14 protein-coding genes are annotated in these 19,208 nt (G+C 67.5%); 12 read left to right on the forward strand and 2 right to left on the reverse strand.

Going from position 1 to position 19,208, the window contains the following annotated elements; translation table 11 throughout:
• The first annotated feature begins 8 nt into the window (after positions 1 to 8).
• A complete protein-coding gene (gene pheT / locus ACFWF1_RS17570; protein WP_379288982.1) occupies positions 9 to 2,513 on the forward strand; it encodes a phenylalanine--tRNA ligase subunit beta in 2,505 nt (834 codons plus the stop codon).
• A gap of 883 nt (positions 2,514 to 3,396) precedes the next feature.
• Here pheT and ACFWF1_RS17575 read toward each other — a convergent pair.
• Positions 3,397 to 3,765, reverse strand: coding sequence for a hypothetical protein (locus tag ACFWF1_RS17575; RefSeq protein WP_379288981.1), 369 nt, complete (start codon positions 3,763 to 3,765; stop codon positions 3,397 to 3,399).
• Between the two features lie 218 nt (positions 3,766 to 3,983).
• Between ACFWF1_RS17575 and ACFWF1_RS17580 the strand changes: the two genes are divergently transcribed.
• The 9 genes from ACFWF1_RS17580 (at position 3,984) to ppc (ending at position 14,497) form a co-directional block, all read left to right on the forward strand.
• Positions 3,984 to 4,751: an alpha/beta hydrolase gene (locus ACFWF1_RS17580; RefSeq protein ID WP_379288979.1), complete on the forward strand. Its 768-nt coding sequence runs from the start codon at positions 3,984 to 3,986 to the stop codon at positions 4,749 to 4,751.
• 26 nt (positions 4,752 to 4,777) lie between these two features.
• Positions 4,778 to 5,296, forward strand: a complete 519-nt coding sequence (locus tag ACFWF1_RS17585; RefSeq protein ID WP_379288978.1) for a hypothetical protein — start codon at positions 4,778 to 4,780, stop codon at positions 5,294 to 5,296.
• A gap of 45 nt (positions 5,297 to 5,341) precedes the next feature.
• The gene (locus ACFWF1_RS17590; protein WP_379288977.1) at positions 5,342 to 6,364 is read left to right on the forward strand and encodes a hypothetical protein; all 1,023 of its coding nucleotides are present in this window, start codon (positions 5,342 to 5,344) and stop codon (positions 6,362 to 6,364) included.
• A 479-nt stretch (positions 6,365 to 6,843) separates the two neighbouring features.
• The gene (locus ACFWF1_RS17595; protein ID WP_379288975.1) at positions 6,844 to 9,537 is read left to right on the forward strand and encodes a nitrate- and nitrite sensing domain-containing protein; all 2,694 of its coding nucleotides are present in this window, start codon (positions 6,844 to 6,846) and stop codon (positions 9,535 to 9,537) included.
• A gap of 41 nt (positions 9,538 to 9,578) precedes the next feature.
• Positions 9,579 to 9,962 carry a roadblock/LC7 domain-containing protein gene (locus ACFWF1_RS17600; protein WP_357391518.1) on the forward strand — a complete coding sequence of 128 codons (384 nt, stop codon included), beginning with the start codon at positions 9,579 to 9,581 and terminating at the stop codon, positions 9,960 to 9,962.
• Positions 9,959 to 10,405, forward strand: coding sequence for a DUF742 domain-containing protein (locus ACFWF1_RS17605; RefSeq protein WP_379288973.1), 447 nt, complete (start codon positions 9,959 to 9,961; stop codon positions 10,403 to 10,405). Before ACFWF1_RS17600 ends, ACFWF1_RS17605 begins: the two co-directional genes overlap by 4 nt.
• A gap of 46 nt (positions 10,406 to 10,451) precedes the next feature.
• On the forward strand, positions 10,452 to 10,994 hold the full coding sequence (locus ACFWF1_RS17610) for an ATP/GTP-binding protein (protein WP_379289034.1): 543 nt from the start codon (positions 10,452 to 10,454) through the stop codon (positions 10,992 to 10,994).
• A 105-nt stretch (positions 10,995 to 11,099) separates the two neighbouring features.
• Positions 11,100 to 11,636, forward strand: coding sequence for a sugar O-acetyltransferase (locus ACFWF1_RS17615; protein WP_379289032.1), 537 nt, complete (start codon positions 11,100 to 11,102; stop codon positions 11,634 to 11,636).
• Between the two features lie 89 nt (positions 11,637 to 11,725).
• Positions 11,726 to 14,497, forward strand: a complete 2,772-nt coding sequence (ppc, locus tag ACFWF1_RS17620) for a phosphoenolpyruvate carboxylase (protein WP_379288971.1) — start codon at positions 11,726 to 11,728, stop codon at positions 14,495 to 14,497.
• Positions 14,498 to 14,562: 65 nt separating this feature from the next.
• On the opposite strand, the gene ACFWF1_RS17625 is transcribed toward ppc, so the two are convergent.
• Positions 14,563 to 15,462: a LysR family transcriptional regulator gene (locus ACFWF1_RS17625; RefSeq protein WP_379288969.1), complete on the reverse strand. Its 900-nt coding sequence runs from the start codon at positions 15,460 to 15,462 to the stop codon at positions 14,563 to 14,565.
• Between the two features lie 71 nt (positions 15,463 to 15,533).
• Here ACFWF1_RS17625 and ACFWF1_RS17630 point away from each other — a divergent pair, with 71 nt between their 5' ends.
• Together ACFWF1_RS17630 and ACFWF1_RS17635 are read left to right on the forward strand one after the other, a co-directional pair.
• The gene (locus tag ACFWF1_RS17630; protein ID WP_379288967.1) at positions 15,534 to 17,315 is read left to right on the forward strand and encodes a gamma-glutamyltransferase family protein; all 1,782 of its coding nucleotides are present in this window, start codon (positions 15,534 to 15,536) and stop codon (positions 17,313 to 17,315) included.
• A 162-nt stretch (positions 17,316 to 17,477) separates the two neighbouring features.
• Positions 17,478 to 19,109, forward strand: coding sequence for an ABC transporter substrate-binding protein (locus ACFWF1_RS17635; protein WP_379288965.1), 1,632 nt, complete (start codon positions 17,478 to 17,480; stop codon positions 19,107 to 19,109).
• The last annotated feature ends 99 nt before the right edge of the window (positions 19,110 to 19,208 follow it).

Genomic DNA, 19,208 nt, shown 5'->3' on the forward strand with positions numbered 1-19,208 from the left:
AACGTCAAGTGCGAGTAGCGCAGTCCTGGCTGACCGACATCATCCAGCGCACCAACCCCGACTGGTCGGTGACGCCGGAAGAACTCGACGCGGGCTTTGTCCGAGTGGGTCTGGAGGTCGAAGAACTCGACAAGCTCGAGCGGATCTCCGGTGACATCGACAAGCCGCTGGTGGTCGGCCGCGTCGCCGAGATCACCGAGCTGACCGAGTTCAAGAAGCCGATCCGGTTCTGCAAGGTCGACGTCGGCAATCCTGAACTGCAGGAGATCGTCTGCGGCGCAAGCAACTTCGCCGTCGGCGACCTGGTGGTCGTGGTGCTGCCCGGCGGGGTGCTGCCAGGCGGTTTCGCGATCTCCTCGCGCAAGACCTACGGGCACGTCTCCAACGGCATGATCTGCTCGGTCGCCGAACTCGGTATCGGCAAGGATCATTCGGGCATCCTGGTGCTGGAGCCGGGCACCGCCGAGCCGGGCGCGGACGCGAACGAGCTGCTGGGCCTTGACGATACGGTCATCGAGCTCAACATCACCCCGGACCGCGGCTACTGCTTCTCGGTGCGCGGCCTGGCCCGTGAGCTCGCCTGCGGCTTCGACCTCGACTACGCCGATCCCGCCGTGCGTACCCTGCCCGACGACGAGCAGGACGCCTGGTCGATCCGCCTCGAACCCGAGTCCAAGTGCACCCGGTTCGCGGTCCGCCGGGTCACCGGCATCGACCCGAATGCGGTGAGCCCCTGGTGGTTACAGCGCAGGCTGCTGCTGTCCGGGGTGCGCCCGATCTCGCCTGCCGTCGACGTCACCAACTACGTCATGCTCGAACTGGGCCAGCCGCTGCACGCCTTCGACGCGGCCAAGGTGAGCGGCGGCCTGGTCGTCCGCACCGCCAACAAGGGCGAGACGCTGCGCACCCTCGACGAGGTCCAGCGCACCCTCGATCCCGAGGACGTGGTGATCGCCGACGATTCCGGCGTCATCTCGCTGGCCGGCGTGATGGGCGGCGCGACCACCGAGGTCGGCGCCGAAACGACCGACATCGTGCTGGAAGCCGCCACCTGGAACCCGCTGCTGGTCTACCGCACCTCGCGCAGGCACAAGCTGGTGTCCGAGGCGGGCAAGCGGTACGAACGGGTGGTCGACCCGGAGATCAACGTGGCCGCGCTGGACCGCGCCGCCACCCTGCTCGCCGAAATCGCCGGTGGCACTGTCGAATCCGCGCTCACCGACGTACGGGTCCCGGTGCCGCCCGCGCCGCCGATCCGGATGGACATCGACGTGGCCGACCGCGTCGCCGGTGTCGTCTACCCGACCGGCACCTCCGCGCGTCGTCTCGCCCAGATCGGCTGCATCGTCGAGGTGGCCGTCGACGAGACCACCGGGCACGGTCAGCTCGTGGTCACCCCGCCGAGCTGGCGGCCCGACCTGGCCCAGCCCGCCGACCTGGTCGAAGAGGTGCTGCGGCTGGAGGGGCTCGAGCAGATCCCGTCCGTGCTGCCCACCGCGCCCGCCGGGCGTGGTCTCACCGCCACCCAGCTCCGCCGCCGCGCGGTCAGCCGGGCGCTGGCCTTCACCGGTGCCGTCGAGGTGCCCGCGCCGTTGTTCATGCCCGCCGGTGTCTTCGACATCTGGGGGCTCGACGCGGACGACCCGCGCCGGGCGAGCACCCGGGTGCTGAACCCGCTCGATGTCGAGCGGGCCGAGCTGGCCACCACGCTGCTGCCCGGACTGCTGGAAGTGGCCGCCCGCAACATCTCCCGCGGCGCCCGCGACCTCACCATCTTCGGTATCGCCCAGGTGGTGCTGCCCGGTGACAACGTGCACCCGGTCGAGGCGCTGCCAGTCGACCGTCGTCCCACCGACGACCAGATCACCGACCTGCTGGACTCGCTGCCCGCCCAGCCCGTGCACGTCGCGGCCGTCCTCACCGGCCGCCGCGACCCGCGTGGGCCGTGGGGTCAGGGTCGTCAGGCCGAGGCCGCCGACGCCTTCGCCATCGCCGATGCGGTCGCGGACGCGGCGGGCGTCACCATCGAACGCCGCCCCGCCGCCTACCTGCCGTGGCATCCGGGTCGCTGCGCCGAACTGGTCGTCGACGGCAACGTTGTCGGCTACGCGGGCGAACTGCACCCCGCCGTGCTGGAACGTTCCGGCCTGCCGCCGCGCACCTGCGCCGTCGAACTCGACCTCGACGCCCTGCCCCTGCTCGAATCCCGCCCCGCCCCAACGATTTTCCCGTTCCCGGCGGTGCTGCAGGACGTCTCGGTCAGCGTCGAGAAGGCGACCCCGGCGGCCGCCGTGGAATCGGCCCTGCGCACCGGCGGCGGCGACCTCCTCGAAGACATCGCCCTGTTCGACGTCTACGAGGGCACCCAAGCAGGCGAGGGCCGCAAGTCCCTCACCTACGCCCTCCGCTTCCGCGCCACCGACCGCACCCTCACCGAGGACGAAGCCAGCGCCGCCCGCGACGCTGCGGTAGCAGCAGCCGCCGAAGCCGTCGGCGCAGTCCTGCGCGGATAGTCGCCCGCCGCGCACGAATCACCCTGTCGCGCATGAAATTGCCAGCGATTTCGTGCGCGACAGGACAACACGTGCGCAGCGTGCCGCCGCCTTCCAGCTGAACTCAGCTACGCACTGATTGGCTTACGGCGTACGGGTTTGCTCGCCGCGCACGAATCAGCAGGCGTTTTCGTGCGCGGCTGCACAAACTGGTGCGCGGCGGGACAGAACATGTGCAGCCTGCGCCGACTCGCGGCTGAACGCTGTCGCACGCAGCTGCGCATTGATCGGTCTGCCGCGCACAAGTTTGCCTGCCGCGCACGAATCAGTCGGCGATTTTGTGCGCGAGGGCATGGAATGTGCGCGGCGGGTCAGTACATGCGCAGCGTGGCGCCGACTCGCGGCTGCGTGCTGGTGCACTCTGGCGCGCACTGATTGGCCTGCGGTGCACGGGTTTGCTTGTCGCGTACGAATCAGTGGGCGACTTTGTGCGCGAGGGCATGGAATGTGCGCGGCGGGTCAGTACATGCGGAGCGCGGCGCCGACTCGCGGCTGCGTGCTGGTGCACTCTGGCGCGCACTGATTGGCCTGCGGCGTACGGGTTTGCTCGCCGCGCACGAATCAGCAGGCGATTTCGTGCGCGGCTGCACAACTGGTGCGCGGCGGGACAGAACATGTGCAGCCTGCGCCGACTCGCGGCTGAACGCTGTCGCACACGCAGCTGCGCATTGGTTGGTCTGCCGCGCATAGGTTTGCCTGCTGCGCACGAATTGGTGGGCGATTTCGTGTGCGGGGGCATGGGACGTGCGCGGCGGGGTGGAACGTCCGCGCGGCTGCTGACGTTGGGCATATGCGATCAGGCCCGGAAGGGGAACCCTCCGGGCCTGTGGTGGTGCGGATTTTGCTAGCTGGTGCGGCAGGCCTGGTCTAGGGCCGACATGGCGTTTTGCAGCTCTTGGTCTTGGAGCACGGCGCCGAGGTCTGCGTCGGATGCGGTTGCCGCCTTGTTCATGAATGGCACGGCGGCCGCGATCGCGGTCTTGACCTTGCCGTCGTCGGCGTTGGCGGCGACGGTGTCCAACTTGGCGGCCGCGGTGCTGAACGCCGCCTTCACCTCTGCCGCGGACCCGGCGCCGTTCGCCTTGGACGAGTTGATCCCGGCGGTCAGTTCGTTGGCCGTTGCGCTGACGGACGCGCAGGTGTCCGCATCGCTAACCGCACTGGCGGGCACAGCTGCGGCGGTGAAGCCGGCGAGCGCCGCTACGAGCGTCACAGTCGCGAGAATCGTTGTCCGCATAGAAGATGTTCCCTTTCGTTGGTTGACAATCCCCGCCTTGTATACCCGTTCCGGCAGCGCGCGAAGCGGCCCGATTTCCGGCGAGTCGCCGACCGGTACGGTCGTGCATATCCATCGGCGGCACTGACAGCACAGCGCGAAAAGCCTGCGGGTCGAGTGACCAAAACGGCCGGGGGAGGGGTAAGAACGAGAGCATGCGACACCCGGCCAGTCCGATACTGAACGCGTTGACCTATCTGCCGGATCGGCAGATCCTGCAGACGCCCGCCGTCCTCGGGATGGCCTACACCGACCTGTCGATCAGCACCGCCGACGGGGAAACGCTGCACGGCTGGTGGCTGCCCGCGCCGAAGTCGATCGGGCACATCCTGTTCGCGCACGGCAACGCGGGCAATATCGGCGATCGGATCGCGTTGTTCGCGCTGCTCGTCGAGGCCGGGTTCGATGTGCTCGCGTTCGACTATCGCGGATACGGGCAGAGCACCGGACGTCCCACCGAGCACGGCACCTACCTCGACGCGCGAGCAGCGCGCCGGGTGCTGCTCGAACAACCCAGCGTAGATCCGAATCACGTTCTCTACCTGGGGAAGTCACTCGGCGGCGGCGTGATGGTGGAACTCGCCCTCGCGCATCCGCCCGCCGGCCTGATGCTGATGTCCACCTTCTCCGGCCTGCGCGACGCCGCCAGATCCGTCTACCCCTTCCTGCCGGGCCCGCTCGTCCCCGACGCGTATCCGAGCGAAAAGCGGATCCGCTCCCTGCGCGCCCCGGTCCTGATCATGCACGGCGACAACGACGAACTCCTGCCGCTGCGGCACGCCGAACGCCTGTACTCGGCCGCCCGCGAACCGAAACGTCTGAAGGTCTTTCCGGGCGCGGGCCACAACGATCTGATCATCGTGGGCGGCTCCGCCTGGTTCGAGCTGGTGCGTGACTGGGCCGGTGCCATCGTCCAGGCGTGAGTCATCGCCCTGCGTAGCCTGGTGATATGACTGAAAACAGCGAGATCGCGGCCCGTTTGGCGGCGCTGTCCGACCGTGAATTGGTCGGCGTGCTGCTGGTCGCCACCGCGGAACGTCCCGGCTTCGAGGTCGTGCACGCCGCACTGCTCGGCCTGCTCGAAGGCGGTGATGCGACGACCGCCGGCGGTGTGACTCCTACCACGATGCCCACATCGGTGCATGACGCGCCGCCGCTGCACGACGTATCCGGCCAGGTAGGAAGCACCTTTGCGGTACCCGCGGTACCGGTACCACCGACCGGTATCCCGGCACCGACTGAGACAGGTGGATATTCGTCCTCCGGTGTCCCTACTTGGGGGTCAGTTCGCGATAAGGTCGAGCAGCGCTTCGGCTCCGCGCAGGGGATGAGCGAACTCGACCAGCAGACTCCCGCGGGCCGCAGCGCGGACGAGCAATGGGACGCGCGCGAGCGAGCGGCGCGTGAACGCCTGGAGCAGATACGGAAGTCGTTGCGCGGCAACGATACCGAAACACACGGGCCGTAACCTGGCCGGGCGCACCGTACTACGACTGTGAATGGGTGGAACACCATGACGGAGCCGCGCGAGATTGCTGAACGGCTACTCGATGCACAGGTGGAATTCGTGCTCGCCGAGGTCACCGGCGATCGCTTCGCCGAAGTTGTTGCCCGCGATGTCGAGTCGGTGCTCGGTGTCGCGGACACCCTGATCTTCAAGGACATCGTCGAGATCGATCAGGCCAAGCAGACCGTCGCGACCGTCATCGATCTGATCGGCGGCAGTCCGGTGATCGCCGACATGGTCGGGGTTTTCGCCGATTCCATCTACGACCACATCGCGAACAACAACGACTACACCCTCGGCCAGGTGGTCGACCGCGAACCGGTCGAGGCGCTGCTGGAGAAGATCTTCGGCATGCACCAGGCTCAGGAGCGGATCCTGGACCGGCTCACCGAGAGCCCGCTGGTGGCCACCGTCGCGTCGAAGTTCGTCGACAAGTTGATCTCGGACTTCATGGAGGCGAACAAGCAGATCGCCGGCAAGATCCCCGGCGTCTCCTCGTTGATCTCGATGGGGCAGTCCGCGGCCAAGACCGCGAAGAAGGCGACCGAGAGCACCTTCATCGGTGACATGGCGGGCAAGGGCGCGGTTTTCGCGCTCAAGCGCACCAACAACGCGATCCGCGAAATGCTGCGTGACGCTCCGGTGCACGACGCCGCGATGGAATTCTGGGATCTGCACGCCGACGAGCCGGTGAGCGGCCTGCGCGATTATCTGTCGCAGAAGGACCTGAACGAGCTGGTGTTGATCTGCTACGAAATCGCGGTCACCACCCGGGAGAAGGAATACTTCGGGCTGCTCGTCGACGAATGTGTCGAGGTGTTCTTCACGAAGTACGGCGATTACACCCTGGCGGCCATGTTGCCGGAGCTCGGCCTGTCCGCCGACGCCATTACCACCGAAATCCTGCGCTACGGCCCGGCGGTGCTCGAGGGCGCGAAGCGAAACGGCGTGCTGTCCCAGTTGATTCGAGAGCGGCTGGAGCCGTTCTACACCTCGGAGAAGGTACTCGCGATTCTCGGCGGCGGGTAACCTCCGACCTCGCTTGCTGATGGGTTGCCGATGTCTCGGCAGCCCATCAGTGCGTTCGGCGGCGGACCGTCGTCGCTCGAGGTGCGCGCAAGGCGACGACTCGGCTACTATCCGAGGGCATTTCGGGCCGGCGCCCGGATGCCGACTGATCGACAGTGATGCCGCACCGACCTCGGTGCGCATTAAGTTCTGCTACAACCTTGAACCACCTTTCTGTCCAGATCTGGACACTTGGTAGCTACAGGTTGCAGTGCAGGTTGAAAAGTATGAACAAAGTTCCCTATCTGGGGTTCTCGAGTTGACGCCGGACCGGGCATATGGGATTTTGCTCGGAGACTTTCCGTGCGCTCGTCGTGGAGCTGTCACGGCCGGCTTTTCGGAGGAGTAGCAGGTTGGTGCGTTCACGTCTACGGCAACCAAAGCCCGGGGACACACCGGATCTCACTATTGCGGTTCCCTCCGGGAACTCGAGTGGCCGAATGTCGGCCGTCATCCGGCCGAGGACCATCGGCGGTCAGCTGACCCGAATTCTCGCGCTCGCGCTGATTTTGGTGCTCGCCCTGCTGGGAGTCACTGTCTATCGCGAACTCTCGGACTTCCGCGAGTCCAACGACACGGTGAAGGCCGTCTCGCTGGCGCTGAGCGTGCAGGACCTCACCAACCAGATCCAGCGTGAGCTCGGTCTGAGCAACGGCCTGCTCGGCGGCGACAACCGCCTGCAGCAGCCACTGCTCGACCAGCGCGGCAAGGTGGACAGCGCGCTCGGCGCGCTCACCAGCGCCGCGGCCGGGGACGCGCCCGGCGCGGATCAGGTGCGCGCGGCGCTCGGCCAGCTGAATCTGCTGGCCAACACCCGCACTCAGATCGACACGCGCCGCGTCAGCAGGCAGGTCGTCTTCCAGTTCTACACCGACGGCGTCACCGCGCTGAACCGCCTCGCGCTCGGCCTCGACCAGGCCCGCGACCCGCAGATCCAGCGCGGTCTGCAGGCGCTCTACGCGCTCGGCGCGGCGAAGGAGGAGGTCGACAAGGAGCGAGGCTTCCTCAACGGCGTCTTCACCGCCGGCCGATTCAACGGCGGCGAGTACGTGCAGTTCATGGAGATCCGCTCCACCAAGCTCGCGGGCTTCACCGCGTTCTCCCGCTACGCGACCAAGAGCCAGCAGGCCAAGCTGGACGCGGCGCAGCTGAGCGAGAACGCCACCAAGGCGGACCAATCCGAGAGCATCGCGATCGCCTCCAGCGACGGGCCGCTGGTCCGTGAGGTCGACCCGATGACCTGGTGGACGCAGATGTCCAGCGTCCTCGATGAGCAGCGCACCGTGCAGCAGGCCGTCGGCGACGACGTGCAGGCCCGGGCGGACAGCCTGCGCGCCGCGGCGGCGACCAAGTTGATCTTCTTCCTCGTCGCCTCGGCCATCGCCATCGCCGCGATGATCGTGCTGGTGATCACCTCGGTGCGCGCCATCGTCCGCCCGCTGGCCGCGCTGGCCGGCGAGGCCGACGACGTGGCGACGCGCCGCCTGCCCCAGGTCATCGAAGCCTGGTCGCGGGCGGACGACAGCCGACCGGAGGCGCCGATGCCGGTGCTGGCGCCCGCGGGTGCGAGTACCGAAATCGCCGCCGTGGCAGGCGCGCTGGACCGTGTGCAGACCACCGCCTTCGAGCTGGCCTCGCAGCAGGCGCTGGTGCGCCGCAACACCACGGAGTCGATGGCGAACCTGGCCCGGCGCAACCAGAACCTGGTCCGCCGCCAGCTCGGCCTGATCAGCGAGTTCGAGCGCGAGGAACTCGATCCCAAGGGTCTGTCCAACCTGTTCGAGCTCGACCACCTGGCCACCCGCATGCGCCGCAACGCCGAGAGCCTGCTGGTGCTCGTCGGTGAGGCGAGCCCGCGGCGCTGGGCCCAGCCGATCGCGCTGAGCGACGTGATCCGCGCGGGTCTGTCCGAGGTCGACGACTACCGCCGGGTCGTGCTGCGCCGGGTGGACGATGTGATGATCACCGGCGCGGTGGTCAGTGAGCTCGCGCACATGCTCGCCGAGCTGATCGAGAACGGACTCGCCTTCTCCCCACCGGATCTCGAGGTCGAGATCTACGGGCGCCGGGTGCCGCACGGCTATCTGCTCGCCGTCGTCGACCACGGTGTCGGCATGCCGATGGACCAGCTGGCCCAGTCGAACGCCAGGCTGCGCGGCGAACAGGACTTCATCGTCGCGCCGACCCGCTACCTCGGTCACTACGTGGTCGGTCGGCTGGCCGAGCGGCTCGGCATCGACGTCGAGCTCAACGTCTCGCCGGTCAGCGGCATCGTCGCGCGGATGTCGCTGCCACTGGAAATCCTTGTGCAGGAAGGGGATCGACGGCCCGCCGCGGTGCAGGCGAAGATCTCCGGCACCGGGCTGGAGCGGTCCTGGGGCGCCGATTCGGAGTCGAACGGCGTGCCCGAACTGGAGCAGGGGCCGAATACCAACGGCGCCATGACTTCTCCCGCCGTGATCCGCGGCAACACCGCGCCCGACCCGATCCCGCCGAGCCCGCGCGGTCCTGCCCATGCGGCGCCGGCGATCTCGTCGAACGAGCAGAACGGCGCCGACCGCAGGGCCGAGGGCCCGTGGACCGCGGCGCAACGGGTGGTACCGCGCAACGACCAATACAACGGTCCGCAGCATGCCGCGCCGAACGCTCCCGCGCCCTCCGCGTACTCCCAGTTCGTTTCCCCGCCAACGGTTTCCACACCGCCTCCGCCGCCCCCGGCGCAGCCGGACAACCTGACCGATACCGGAACCTGGCGACTGCCGGATTCGCCGGACGGTCACTACGGTGTCGCCGAAAGCCTGTACAGCGGAAACGGATCGGCGAACCCGGGCGCGTCGGCACCGCGCACCACGCGCAACGGACTTGTTAAGCGCAACAAGAAGACTCGCACCGCGGGCACGGCGCCCAGCACCGATCCGCGGCGGGACACCAACGGCGCGTCGGAGCGTCCGGATCGGTCGCCGATTCCGGAACGTTCGCCGGAGGAAACCCGTAGCATGCTTTCGTCGTTCCGGGCCGGACACGACCGCGGCGCCCCGCCGCCGCCGTCGACCACCCGTCCCTATGTCGGTGCCCGCGACCACGACACCCGCGCCGACGATCAGGCTCAGACCATCGCAGAGGAGAACCGGTGACCACTCACTTGCCGAGCGCCGACCCGCACACGTTCAACTGGATGCTCGCGAACTTCGTCCGGGAAACCGACGGTGTCCGCGACACCGTCGCGGTGTCTTCGGACGGACTGCTCATCGCGATGTCGGACGGCCTGGACCGCACCTCCGCGGACCGGCTTTCGGCCATGGTGTCGGGGCTCGCCAGCCTCGCCAAGAGTGCGTCACGCAGTTACTCCTTCGACGGACTCAAACTGATCATGATCGAGATGAAGCGTGGCTTTTTGCTCGTCTCGGCCATGGGTGACGGCAGCTGCCTCGGCGTCATCGCCGACGGCAATTGCGATGTCGGCCTTGTCGGCTACGAAATGGCCGTGCTGGCCGAACGCGCCGGGTCGCTCCTTGATCCGGCGTTGATATCCGAGTTGCGAGAGACGTTGCGAAGATGAGAGATTCTGACCGGCCGAGGCTGCCGGACCCGCGGATGATCCCGATGAATCAGATGTTCGGGTGGTTCGATCCGGACCGCCCAGGCCAGCAACAACCGCCGGCCGAAGAACTTGTCGACAGTGATGAACAGTTTGTGCGTCCCTTTGTCGTCACCGCGGGGCGCACTACGCCGTTGATGGACGGTTTGCGCATCGAAACCCTGGTGCAGGCGCCGCCCGCGGCGCTCTCCGCACCGCTGCAATTCGAACAGCGCACCGTGGTGCAGCTGTGCCAGCAGCCCCATTCCATCGCCGAAATCGGTACCGCGCTGCGTGTTCCGGTCGGTGTCGCAAAGGTCGTCGTGAGCGACCTCGTCGCCGGCGGGTACGCGACCGTGCGCGAGGCCGATCAACTGTCTACCGCTGCCATCGAGAGGATCAGGGACCTTGTACGGGCACTCTGACGTGAACAGTCCGCCACCGCCGACGATGCCGTCGTCGGTGAAGATCGTGATCAGCGGCGGATTCGGTGTCGGCAAAACAACATTCATCGGCGCGATCTCCGAGATCGAGCCGTTGGTCACCGAGGCCGCGATGACCGAGGTGTCGCTCGGCATCGACGATCCGGGTCGGCGCGCGGACAAGACGCAGACCACGGTCGCGCTCGACTTCGGCCGAATCACGTTGGACCGCTCGCTGATTCTGTACCTGTTCGGCACGCCGGGCCAGGACCGGTTCGTCTTCCTGTGGGACGACCTGGTCGACGGCGCGCTCGGCGCGGTGATCATGGTGGACACCAGCCGGGTCGACGACTGCTACCCGGTGCTGGACTACTTCGAGGAGAAGCAGACCCCATTCGTGGTGGTGGTCAACCGCTTCGACAACGGCGTGCATTTCGACCTCGCCGAGGTCCGCGAGGCGCTGGAACTGGACGACTGGATTCCGGTGCTGGAATGCGATGCGCGCAACCGTGAATCGGTCAAGGACGTCCTCGTCGCCCTGCTCGAGCAGGTCCTGTTCCACCGACTATCGGTGCAGGGCCTGCCCGCCTGACACGCTCCATCGAACGGGACATGGCCACGGTAGCCGCGAACGGCGGACCTGGTCAGGTCCCGTTCGGCGTTTAGAGTGGCGCGGGTGGGTGAGATGAAGGAGCGGATGCTCCGCGGGGAGTTGTATCGGGACAACGATGTGGAGTTGGTGGGGGAGCGGCGGCGGGCGCAGCAGCTCTGCGATCAGTTCAATCGGAGTGGGCCGGGGGAGACCGAGGAGCGGGACGCGGTGCTGCGTGAGCTGCTCGGGAAGGTGGGGGAGGGGTCGTGGATCATGCCGCGATTCCAGTGCGACTACGGCTATCTCATCGAGATCGGCACGAACAGCTTCCTGAACTATGACGCGATCCTGCTCGATTGCGCGCCGATCACCATCGGCAACGACGTGTCCATCGGTCCGCGCTGCCAGCTACTGACCGCGCTGCACCCGATGGCGGACCACGAACTGCGCAGGCAGCGCTGGGAGACCGCCGCTCCCATCCGGATCGGCGACAACGTCTGGTTCGGCGGCGGAGTCATCGTGTGCCCCGGGGTCACCATCGGGGACGACACGGTGGTCGGCGCGGGCAGCGTGGTCACCCGAGACCTGCCGCCGCGGGTGTTCGCGGCCGGTAACCCGGCGCGGGTGATCCGCGAGTTGTAGCCGCTCGTAGGGGGCTGCTGGGTTCGGCGGCGACACGGTGTGGGCGGTGTCGCATACCAACGCGGGCCGGACGGCAATACTGTCTGATCATGGGTGAATCGACGAGCGAGACGCAACACGACGCCATTCGGCCGCTGCGCGACGACATCCGATTTCTCGGTGGTGTACTCGGCGACACCATTCGGGACCACGAGGGGCCGGAGGTGTTCGACCTCATCGAGCGGGTGCGTATCGAGGCCTTCCGGGTGCGGCGGGCGGAGGTGGAGCGCAGCGCGGTCGCGGAGATGCTGGACGGGGTCGAGATCGGGGTGGCGTTGCCGCTGATCCGCGCGTTCAGCTATTTCGTGCTGCTGGCCAACCTGGCCGAGGACATCCAGCGGGATCGTCGGCGTAAGGCGCACGAGGCGGCCGGTGAGCCGCCACAGGATTCGTCGCTGGCCGCCACCTATCGCAAGCTCGACGCGGCGGCGCTGGACGGTGCCCAGGTGGCGGACCTGCTGGCCGATGCACTGGTCTCGCCGGTGATCACGGCGCACCCCACCGAAACCCGCCGTCGCACCGTCTTCGACAGCCAGACCCGCATCACCGAACTGATGCGGCTGCGCCAGCGCTACACCGAAACCGAGCGGGAGCGCAACGAATTCGATCAGCAGATCCGTCATCAGGTGCTGAGCCTGTGGCGCACCGCGCTGATCCGGTTGCAGCGCTTGCGGATCCAGGACGAGATCTCGGTGGGCCTGCGCTACTACGACATCACCCTGTTCGACGTCATCCCCGCGATCAACGCCGAGGTGCGCGCCGCACTGCGCTCGCGCTGGCCCGGCGCCGAACTGCTGCCGCGGCCGATCCTGCGGCCCGGCTCGTGGATCGGTGGCGACCGCGACGGAAATCCGTACGTGACAGCGGATGTCGTGCGGCAGGCCGGACATCAGGCGGCCGCGGTCGCCTTCTCGCGGTATCTGCGCGAACTGGTGGAACTGGAGAAGGCCCTCGCGCTGTCGGCGCGCCTGGTCCAGGTGACGCCCGCGGTGGCCGCCCTCGCCGAGGCCGGATATCCCGATCCGGCCAGTCACGCCGACGAGCCGTATCGCCGTGCGCTGCACCGCATCCGGGGACGGCTGACCTCGGCCGCCCAGCGTGCCCTTGGGGAGGTGCCGCCGAACGGGCTGGATGTCGGCGCGGAGCCGTACCCGACCCCGCAGGCGGTGCTCGACGACCTCGACGCCGTCGACACTTCGCTCCGTGCGAGCGGCGACGATCTGCTCGCCGACGACCGCCTCGCCGCCCTGCGCCATGCGATCGAGACGTTCGGCTTCCACCTGCAGGGCCTGGACATGCGACAGAACTCGGAGGTGCACGAACAGGTCGTCGCCGAGCTACTGGCCTGGGCCGGTGTGCATTCGGACTACGCGAGCCTGCCCGAACAACAACGCGTCGAACTGCTCGCCGAGGAGCTGCGTACCCGCCGCCCGCTGCTCGGCCCGCACGCCAGGCTGAGCGAGCTGGCCCGCAAAGAGGTCGACATCGTTTGTGCCGCAAGGGATGTGGTGGACACCCTCGGCACCGAGGCGGTGCCGAACTACATCATCAGCATGTGCACCTCGGTCAGCGACATGCTGGAGGCGGCGCTGCTGCTCAAGGAGGGCGGCCTGCTCGATCCCGGCGAGCCGGACGGGCCGCCGCACTGCTCGGTGGGCATCGTTCCGCTGTTCGAGACGATCGAGGACCTCGGCGCCGGCGCGGCGACACTGGCTGCCGCACTGGATGTTCCGGTGTACCGCGACCTGGTTGCGGCGCGCGGAATGCGCCAGGAGGTGATGCTCGGGTACTCCGATTCCAACAAGGACGGCGGCTACCTGGCCGCGAACTGGGCGCTCTACCGGGCCGAACTCGACCTCGTCGAGGTCGCGCGCAAGTCCGGTATTCGATTGCGGCTCTTCCACGGTCGCGGCGGCACCGTCGGTCGCGGCGGCGGCCGCAGCTACGACGCCATCCTCGCCCAGCCCGCGGGCGCCGTGCGCGGGTCGCTGCGGCTGACCGAGCAGGGCGAGGTGATCGCCGCCAAGTACGCGGAACCCGGTGCGGCGCACCGCAATCTGGAGTCGCTCATCGCGGGCACGCTGGAATCCACGCTGCTCGACGTGGAGGGCCTCGGGGCGGACGCGGAGCCGTCCTACGAGCTGATGGACGAACTGGCCGACCGGGCCCGCGCGGCGTATTCGCGGCTGGTGCACGAAACACCGGGATTCGTCGAGTATTTCCGCCAGTCCACCCCGGTGGCCGAGGTCGGCGACCTGAACATCGGCAGCAGGCCCGCCTCCCGCAAACCGACCAACTCGGTGTCGGACCTGCGCGCCATCCCGTGGGTGATGTCCTGGAGCCAGGCCAGGGTGATGCTGCCCGGCTGGTACGGCACCGGCACCGCGCTGGAGGAGTGGATCGGCGGCGATCCCGAACGCCTTGCCACCCTGACGGATCTGTACCGCCGCTGGCCGTTCCTGCGCACCGTGCTGTCCAACCTGGCGCAGGTGATGGCCAAGAGCGACCTCGACATCGCCGCCCGCTACGCCGAGCTGGTCGAAGATGCGGCATTGCGCGAGCAAATCTTCGGCATGATCCGCGACGAGCACGCCAGGACCATCCGGATGCACGCCGCGATCACCGGCAACGATCACCTGCTCGCCGACAACCCCTCCCTGGCCGAGTCGATCCACAACCGCTTCCCCTACCTGGAACCGCTGAATCAGATGCAGGTAGAGCTGTTGCGCAGACTCCGCGCCGGCGACGACTCGGAACTCGTCAAACGCGGCATCCTGCTCACCATGAACGGCCTCGCCACCGCCCTGCGCAACTCCGGCTAGCTGCACGCCTTCTGACGTCGCGCACCGCGACTTGACACGCGTGCGTGTGTCAGAAGTGGTGCCGCTCAGGCGGTCGAGCGGGCGCGGCTGGCCTGGGACAACGTGGTGTCGACGAAGGCTTGGGCTGCGGCGGTCAGGGGGCCGCCGCGGTGTACGAGCCACTGGGGGAGTTTCTCCGGTGGATCGAACCGGTAGACCTCGGCGCCCGCACGTACCGCGAGGTCGTGCCAGCCGTCGGGCATCAGGCCGGAACCGATGCCGCGCAGCACCATCGGCAGCACCACGCTGCGATCGCCGACCTCGGCGGCGATGTGCAGATCGCCGACGGTGGCCGCGAGCCGGTCGAATCGGGCCCGGACGGCGGTGGCGGGCTGGGTGATCACAAAGCTCATGCCGCGCAGGTCTTCTGGCGTAACTGTGCCATCGGTGCCGATCTTCGTGCCGGGCGGCGCGACGAGCAGGAACTGTTCGTCGCGCAGGTGATGCGCCACCAAACCGCGGCCCGCGGGTCGCTCCGCGCTACCGCAAACGCCCGCTTCGCAGCGTCCACGCAACACCATGGCGACCACTTCGGCGGCCGACAGCGCCGACCACGTGCCGACCGTCAGACCGGGGTGATGCTCGCGCAGTTCGGCGATGGTGCTGATCACCGGTTCCAGCGTGGAGGACGAGGTGGCCGCCACATCCACCCGCCCGACCACGCCTTCGCCGACCGCCTGCGCGGCGGCCCGCAGCGCATCCAGATCGCGCAGTACCTGCCGCGCTCGATCGGCCATGAATTCCCCGGCATTGCTGAGCACGGCGTTGCGGCCGACCCGGTGGAACAGGGCGACCCCCAGCTCCCGCTCCAGCTTGCCGATCGCCCGCGACAGCGACGGCTGGGCTACCCGCAACGCCCGCGCGGCGTGGGTGAACCCGCCGTGCTCGACGATGGCGACGAAGTACTCCAGCTGCCTGCGTTCCATAACCATAGGCTATCGGTTTGGTGCCATAGATGTCTTGGACGTACGTACCGTTTGCGGGAGATACTCGGCAGGTGTTCACCACGCGTCCCACCTTGCAGGGCACCTTCGGGATGGTGTCGTCAACCCACTGGCTCGCCTCGGCCGCCGCGATGGCGGTCCTCGAGGACGACGGTAACGCGTTCGACGCGGCGGTCGCCGCGGGGTTCGTGTTGCACGTGGTCGAGCCACATCTGAACGGCCCGGCCGGCGAAGTGCCGATCATCCTGGCGCCCGCGGGGCTGCCCCCCCGTGTGCTGTGCGGCCAGGGTCCGGCGCCGGCCGGGGCCACCATCGCGCGCTACAACGCGCTCGGCCTGGATCTGGTGCCCGGCACCGGTCCGCTGGCCGCAGCCGTGCCCGGCGCGTTCGATGCGTGGATGGTGCTGCTGCGCGATCACGGCACCAAGCGCCTCGCCGAGGTGCTGTCGTACGCGATCGGCAATGCCGAGCGCGGCCATCCCGCGGTCGAGCGGATCGGCGAGACCGTCGAAACGGTGGCCGAGCTGTTCGAGAACGAGTGGACCACCTCCGCAGAGCTCTACCTGCGTGACGGAAAGGCGCCCGCCGCAGGCGCTTTGTTGCGCAACCCGGTGCTCGCCGCGACCTGGCGACGGTTGATCGCCGAGGCCGAGGCCGCGAGCGCGGATCGGGACGCCCAGATCGAGGCCGCGCGCCGCATCTGGCGTGAGGGTTTCATCGCCGAGGCATTGGTCGCCGCGTCCGCGCGGCCGACCATGGACACCTCCGGCGAGCGGCACGTCGGCACGCTGACCGGCGACGACCTCGCGAATTTCAGTGCGTCGTACGAGAATCCGGTCACCTACACCTGGAACGGCTGGACTGTCGCGAAGCCGGGTCTGTGGAGCCAGGGCCCGGTCATGCTGCAACAGCTGGCACTGCTGCCGGAACGGCTGGAGTACGGCACGCCGGAGTACTACCACACGCTGATCGAGGGCTCGAAGCTCGCGATGGCCGACCGTGAGGCCTGGTACGGCGACAGCACCCAGGTCTCGCTCGCGACGCTGCTTTCGCCTTGGTACAACGCGCAGCGCAGCGCGCTGATCGGCCCGCAGGCCTCCTTCGATCTGCGCCCGGGCAGCCCGGACGGCCAGCGGCCCCGCCTGAGCGGCTACGTGCAGACCAATTCCGTTGACGCCGTTGACGTTCCGCTGGGTGCGGGCGAGCCGACGGTGGCCACCTCCGGTGCTACCCGCGGCGACACCTGTCAGCTCGATATCGTGGACCGCTGGGGCAATATGATCGCGGCGACGCCCAGTGGCGGCTGGCTGCAGTCCAATCCGGTGGTACCCGAGCTCGGTTTCCCGCTCGGCACCCGACTACAGATGGCCTGGCTGGAACCGGGCCTGCCCAATTCGCTCGCACCGGGCCGCCGCCCGCGCACCACGCTCAGCCCGTCGCTGGCATTGCGCGACGGCGAGGCGGTGATGGCTTTCGGTACGCCGGGTGGCGATCAACAGGATCAGTGGAGCCTGCATTTCTTCCTCGCCGTGGCGATGCGCGAGAAAGTGCGCGGCGGCCTCGATCTGCAGGGCGCGATCGATGCACCGAACTGGCATCAGGAAAGTTTCCCGGGCTCGTTCTATCCGCGGGCGATGAGCCCGGGTGCGGTGATCGTCGAGTCGCGGATCGGCACCGAGGTGATCTCCGACCTGGAACGACGCGGTCATCGCGTGACGGTGGGCCCGCCGTGGTCGGAAGGCCGGTTGTGCGCGGTAGCTCGCGACCGGGAGAACGGTGTACTTTCAGCTGGAGCCAATCCCCGTGGCATGCAGGGCTACGCCGCGGGACGATAACTGAATATTTAAGCGGAGAATAGCGGTCCGGATGCGCCGGACCGCTATTTGTCGTGTCATTGATAAGTTCGCTTTGATTGATCCGATGACGCAAACAAGAACAATCTACGAAAACGAATACCCGCCGAGAAAAGTGCGAAACGTTGAAGTATCTTGTAGCGCATGCTCGCTCGCTTCACACGGATGCTGGTGCTCGGCGTAACCGCCGTCGCCATCGCCTCCTGCGCACCCGTACAGCACCCCGCTGGAACGGCAACGCACACAGATGATTACGGCACACCCGTGGGATCGCAGCCGGTACGTGAAGGCGGCGACCTGGTGATGGGCCTCTCCTCCGAACCCGACAAGCTCGACCCGACTACCTCCAGTTCGTTGTACACGCGTTTCGTGATGAACTCGATCTGCGAGAAGCTCTACGACAACGACTCGTCCGGAAACCTGGTGCCGCAGTTGGCCACCGCGCTGCCGACCGTTTCCGAAGACGGGCTGACGGTCACCATTCCAGTGCGTGAAGGCGTCAAATTCGCCGACGGCGCTCCGTTCGACGCAGCCGCGGTGCAGACCAGCCTGCAGCGGCACTTCAGCATGAAGGGCTCGCAGCGGACGAGCGAAATGGGTCCGGTCGCGGCCATCGAGACCGCCGATCCGACGCACGTTGTGATTCGCTACAAAAAGCCGTTCGCGCCGATCACCGCCGCGCTCGCCGACCGGGCCGGAATGATCATGTCCCCGGTCGAACTCGCGAAGGACGAGGGCAAGAACTTCTCCGATCACCCGGTGTGCGTCGGGCCGTTCAAGTTCGTCAAGCGGGTGCCGCAGACCTCGATCGAGGTGGTCCGCGACCCGCAGTACTACGACGCGAAGAAGGTGCACCTCGACCGGGTGACCTACCGGATCATCACCGATGCCAACATCCGCGCGGCGAATCTGCGCTCGGGTGATATTCAGGTCGCCGACACCATCTCGCCGCAGGACGTCGACGCGCTGGCCAAGGACCCGGACCTGCGAGTGCTGCAATCCGGTTCGCTCGGTTTCAACGGCGCCTATATCAATATCGGCAACGTCGATGGTGTTGGTAAGCCGACCAAGCAGATCGACACCCCGATCGCGAAGGATCCGCGGGTCCGGCTGGCCTTCTCGCTGGCCACCGACCGGAAGACATTGGTCGACACGGTCTTCAACAACTGGTTCGAGACGGCCTGCTCAGGCATCGTGCCGGGCAGCACGTTCGCGACCGAAGCCGGAGTCGCCTGTCCCGCCTATGATCCGCAGCGGTCGAAGCAATTGCTCACCGAGGCCGGAGTGCAGCAGCCGTACCCGGTGACGCTGCAAGTAACGAATACCCCTGACCAGCTCCGCTATGCACAGGCCTGGCAGGCGAGCCTCGCGGCAGGCGGATTCGACCTGAAGATCGTGCCCACCGAGTACGCGACCCTGTTGGACGTGCAGAAGCGCGGCACCTACGAGGTGCTCTACCTCGGCTGGTCCGGACGGCTCGATCCGGACGCGAATCTCGCCAAGTTCCTCACCACCGGCTCGGCTGGAAATTACGCCGGATACAGCAACCCCGCACTGGACGACTTGTTCGGAAAGGCCGCCCGCGCCACCGACCCGAAAGAGCGTGCCGAGCTGTACGGCAAGACAACGGCGTTGATCCAGGCGGACAATCCGTACGTCTACACCTACCGAATCCGGGTGCTCACCGTGCACACCACGAAGGTGACCGGCATCGAGGCGTACGCCGACGGTGTCATCCGCCTCGGTAAGGCCGCGTTCACGGACTCGAAGAGCTGAAAAGGCGCGGCGCAGCGCAATAGCTGAACACCGAACGGGAATAGCGGTCCGGAGTCGCCGGACCGCTATTTTCCGTATCGATTTCCGCCCGCCTTCATT

Origin of the sequence: Nocardia sp. NPDC060255 (assembly GCF_042727395.1) — a bacterium.
GTDB lineage: Bacteria > Actinomycetota > Actinomycetes > Mycobacteriales > Mycobacteriaceae > Nocardia.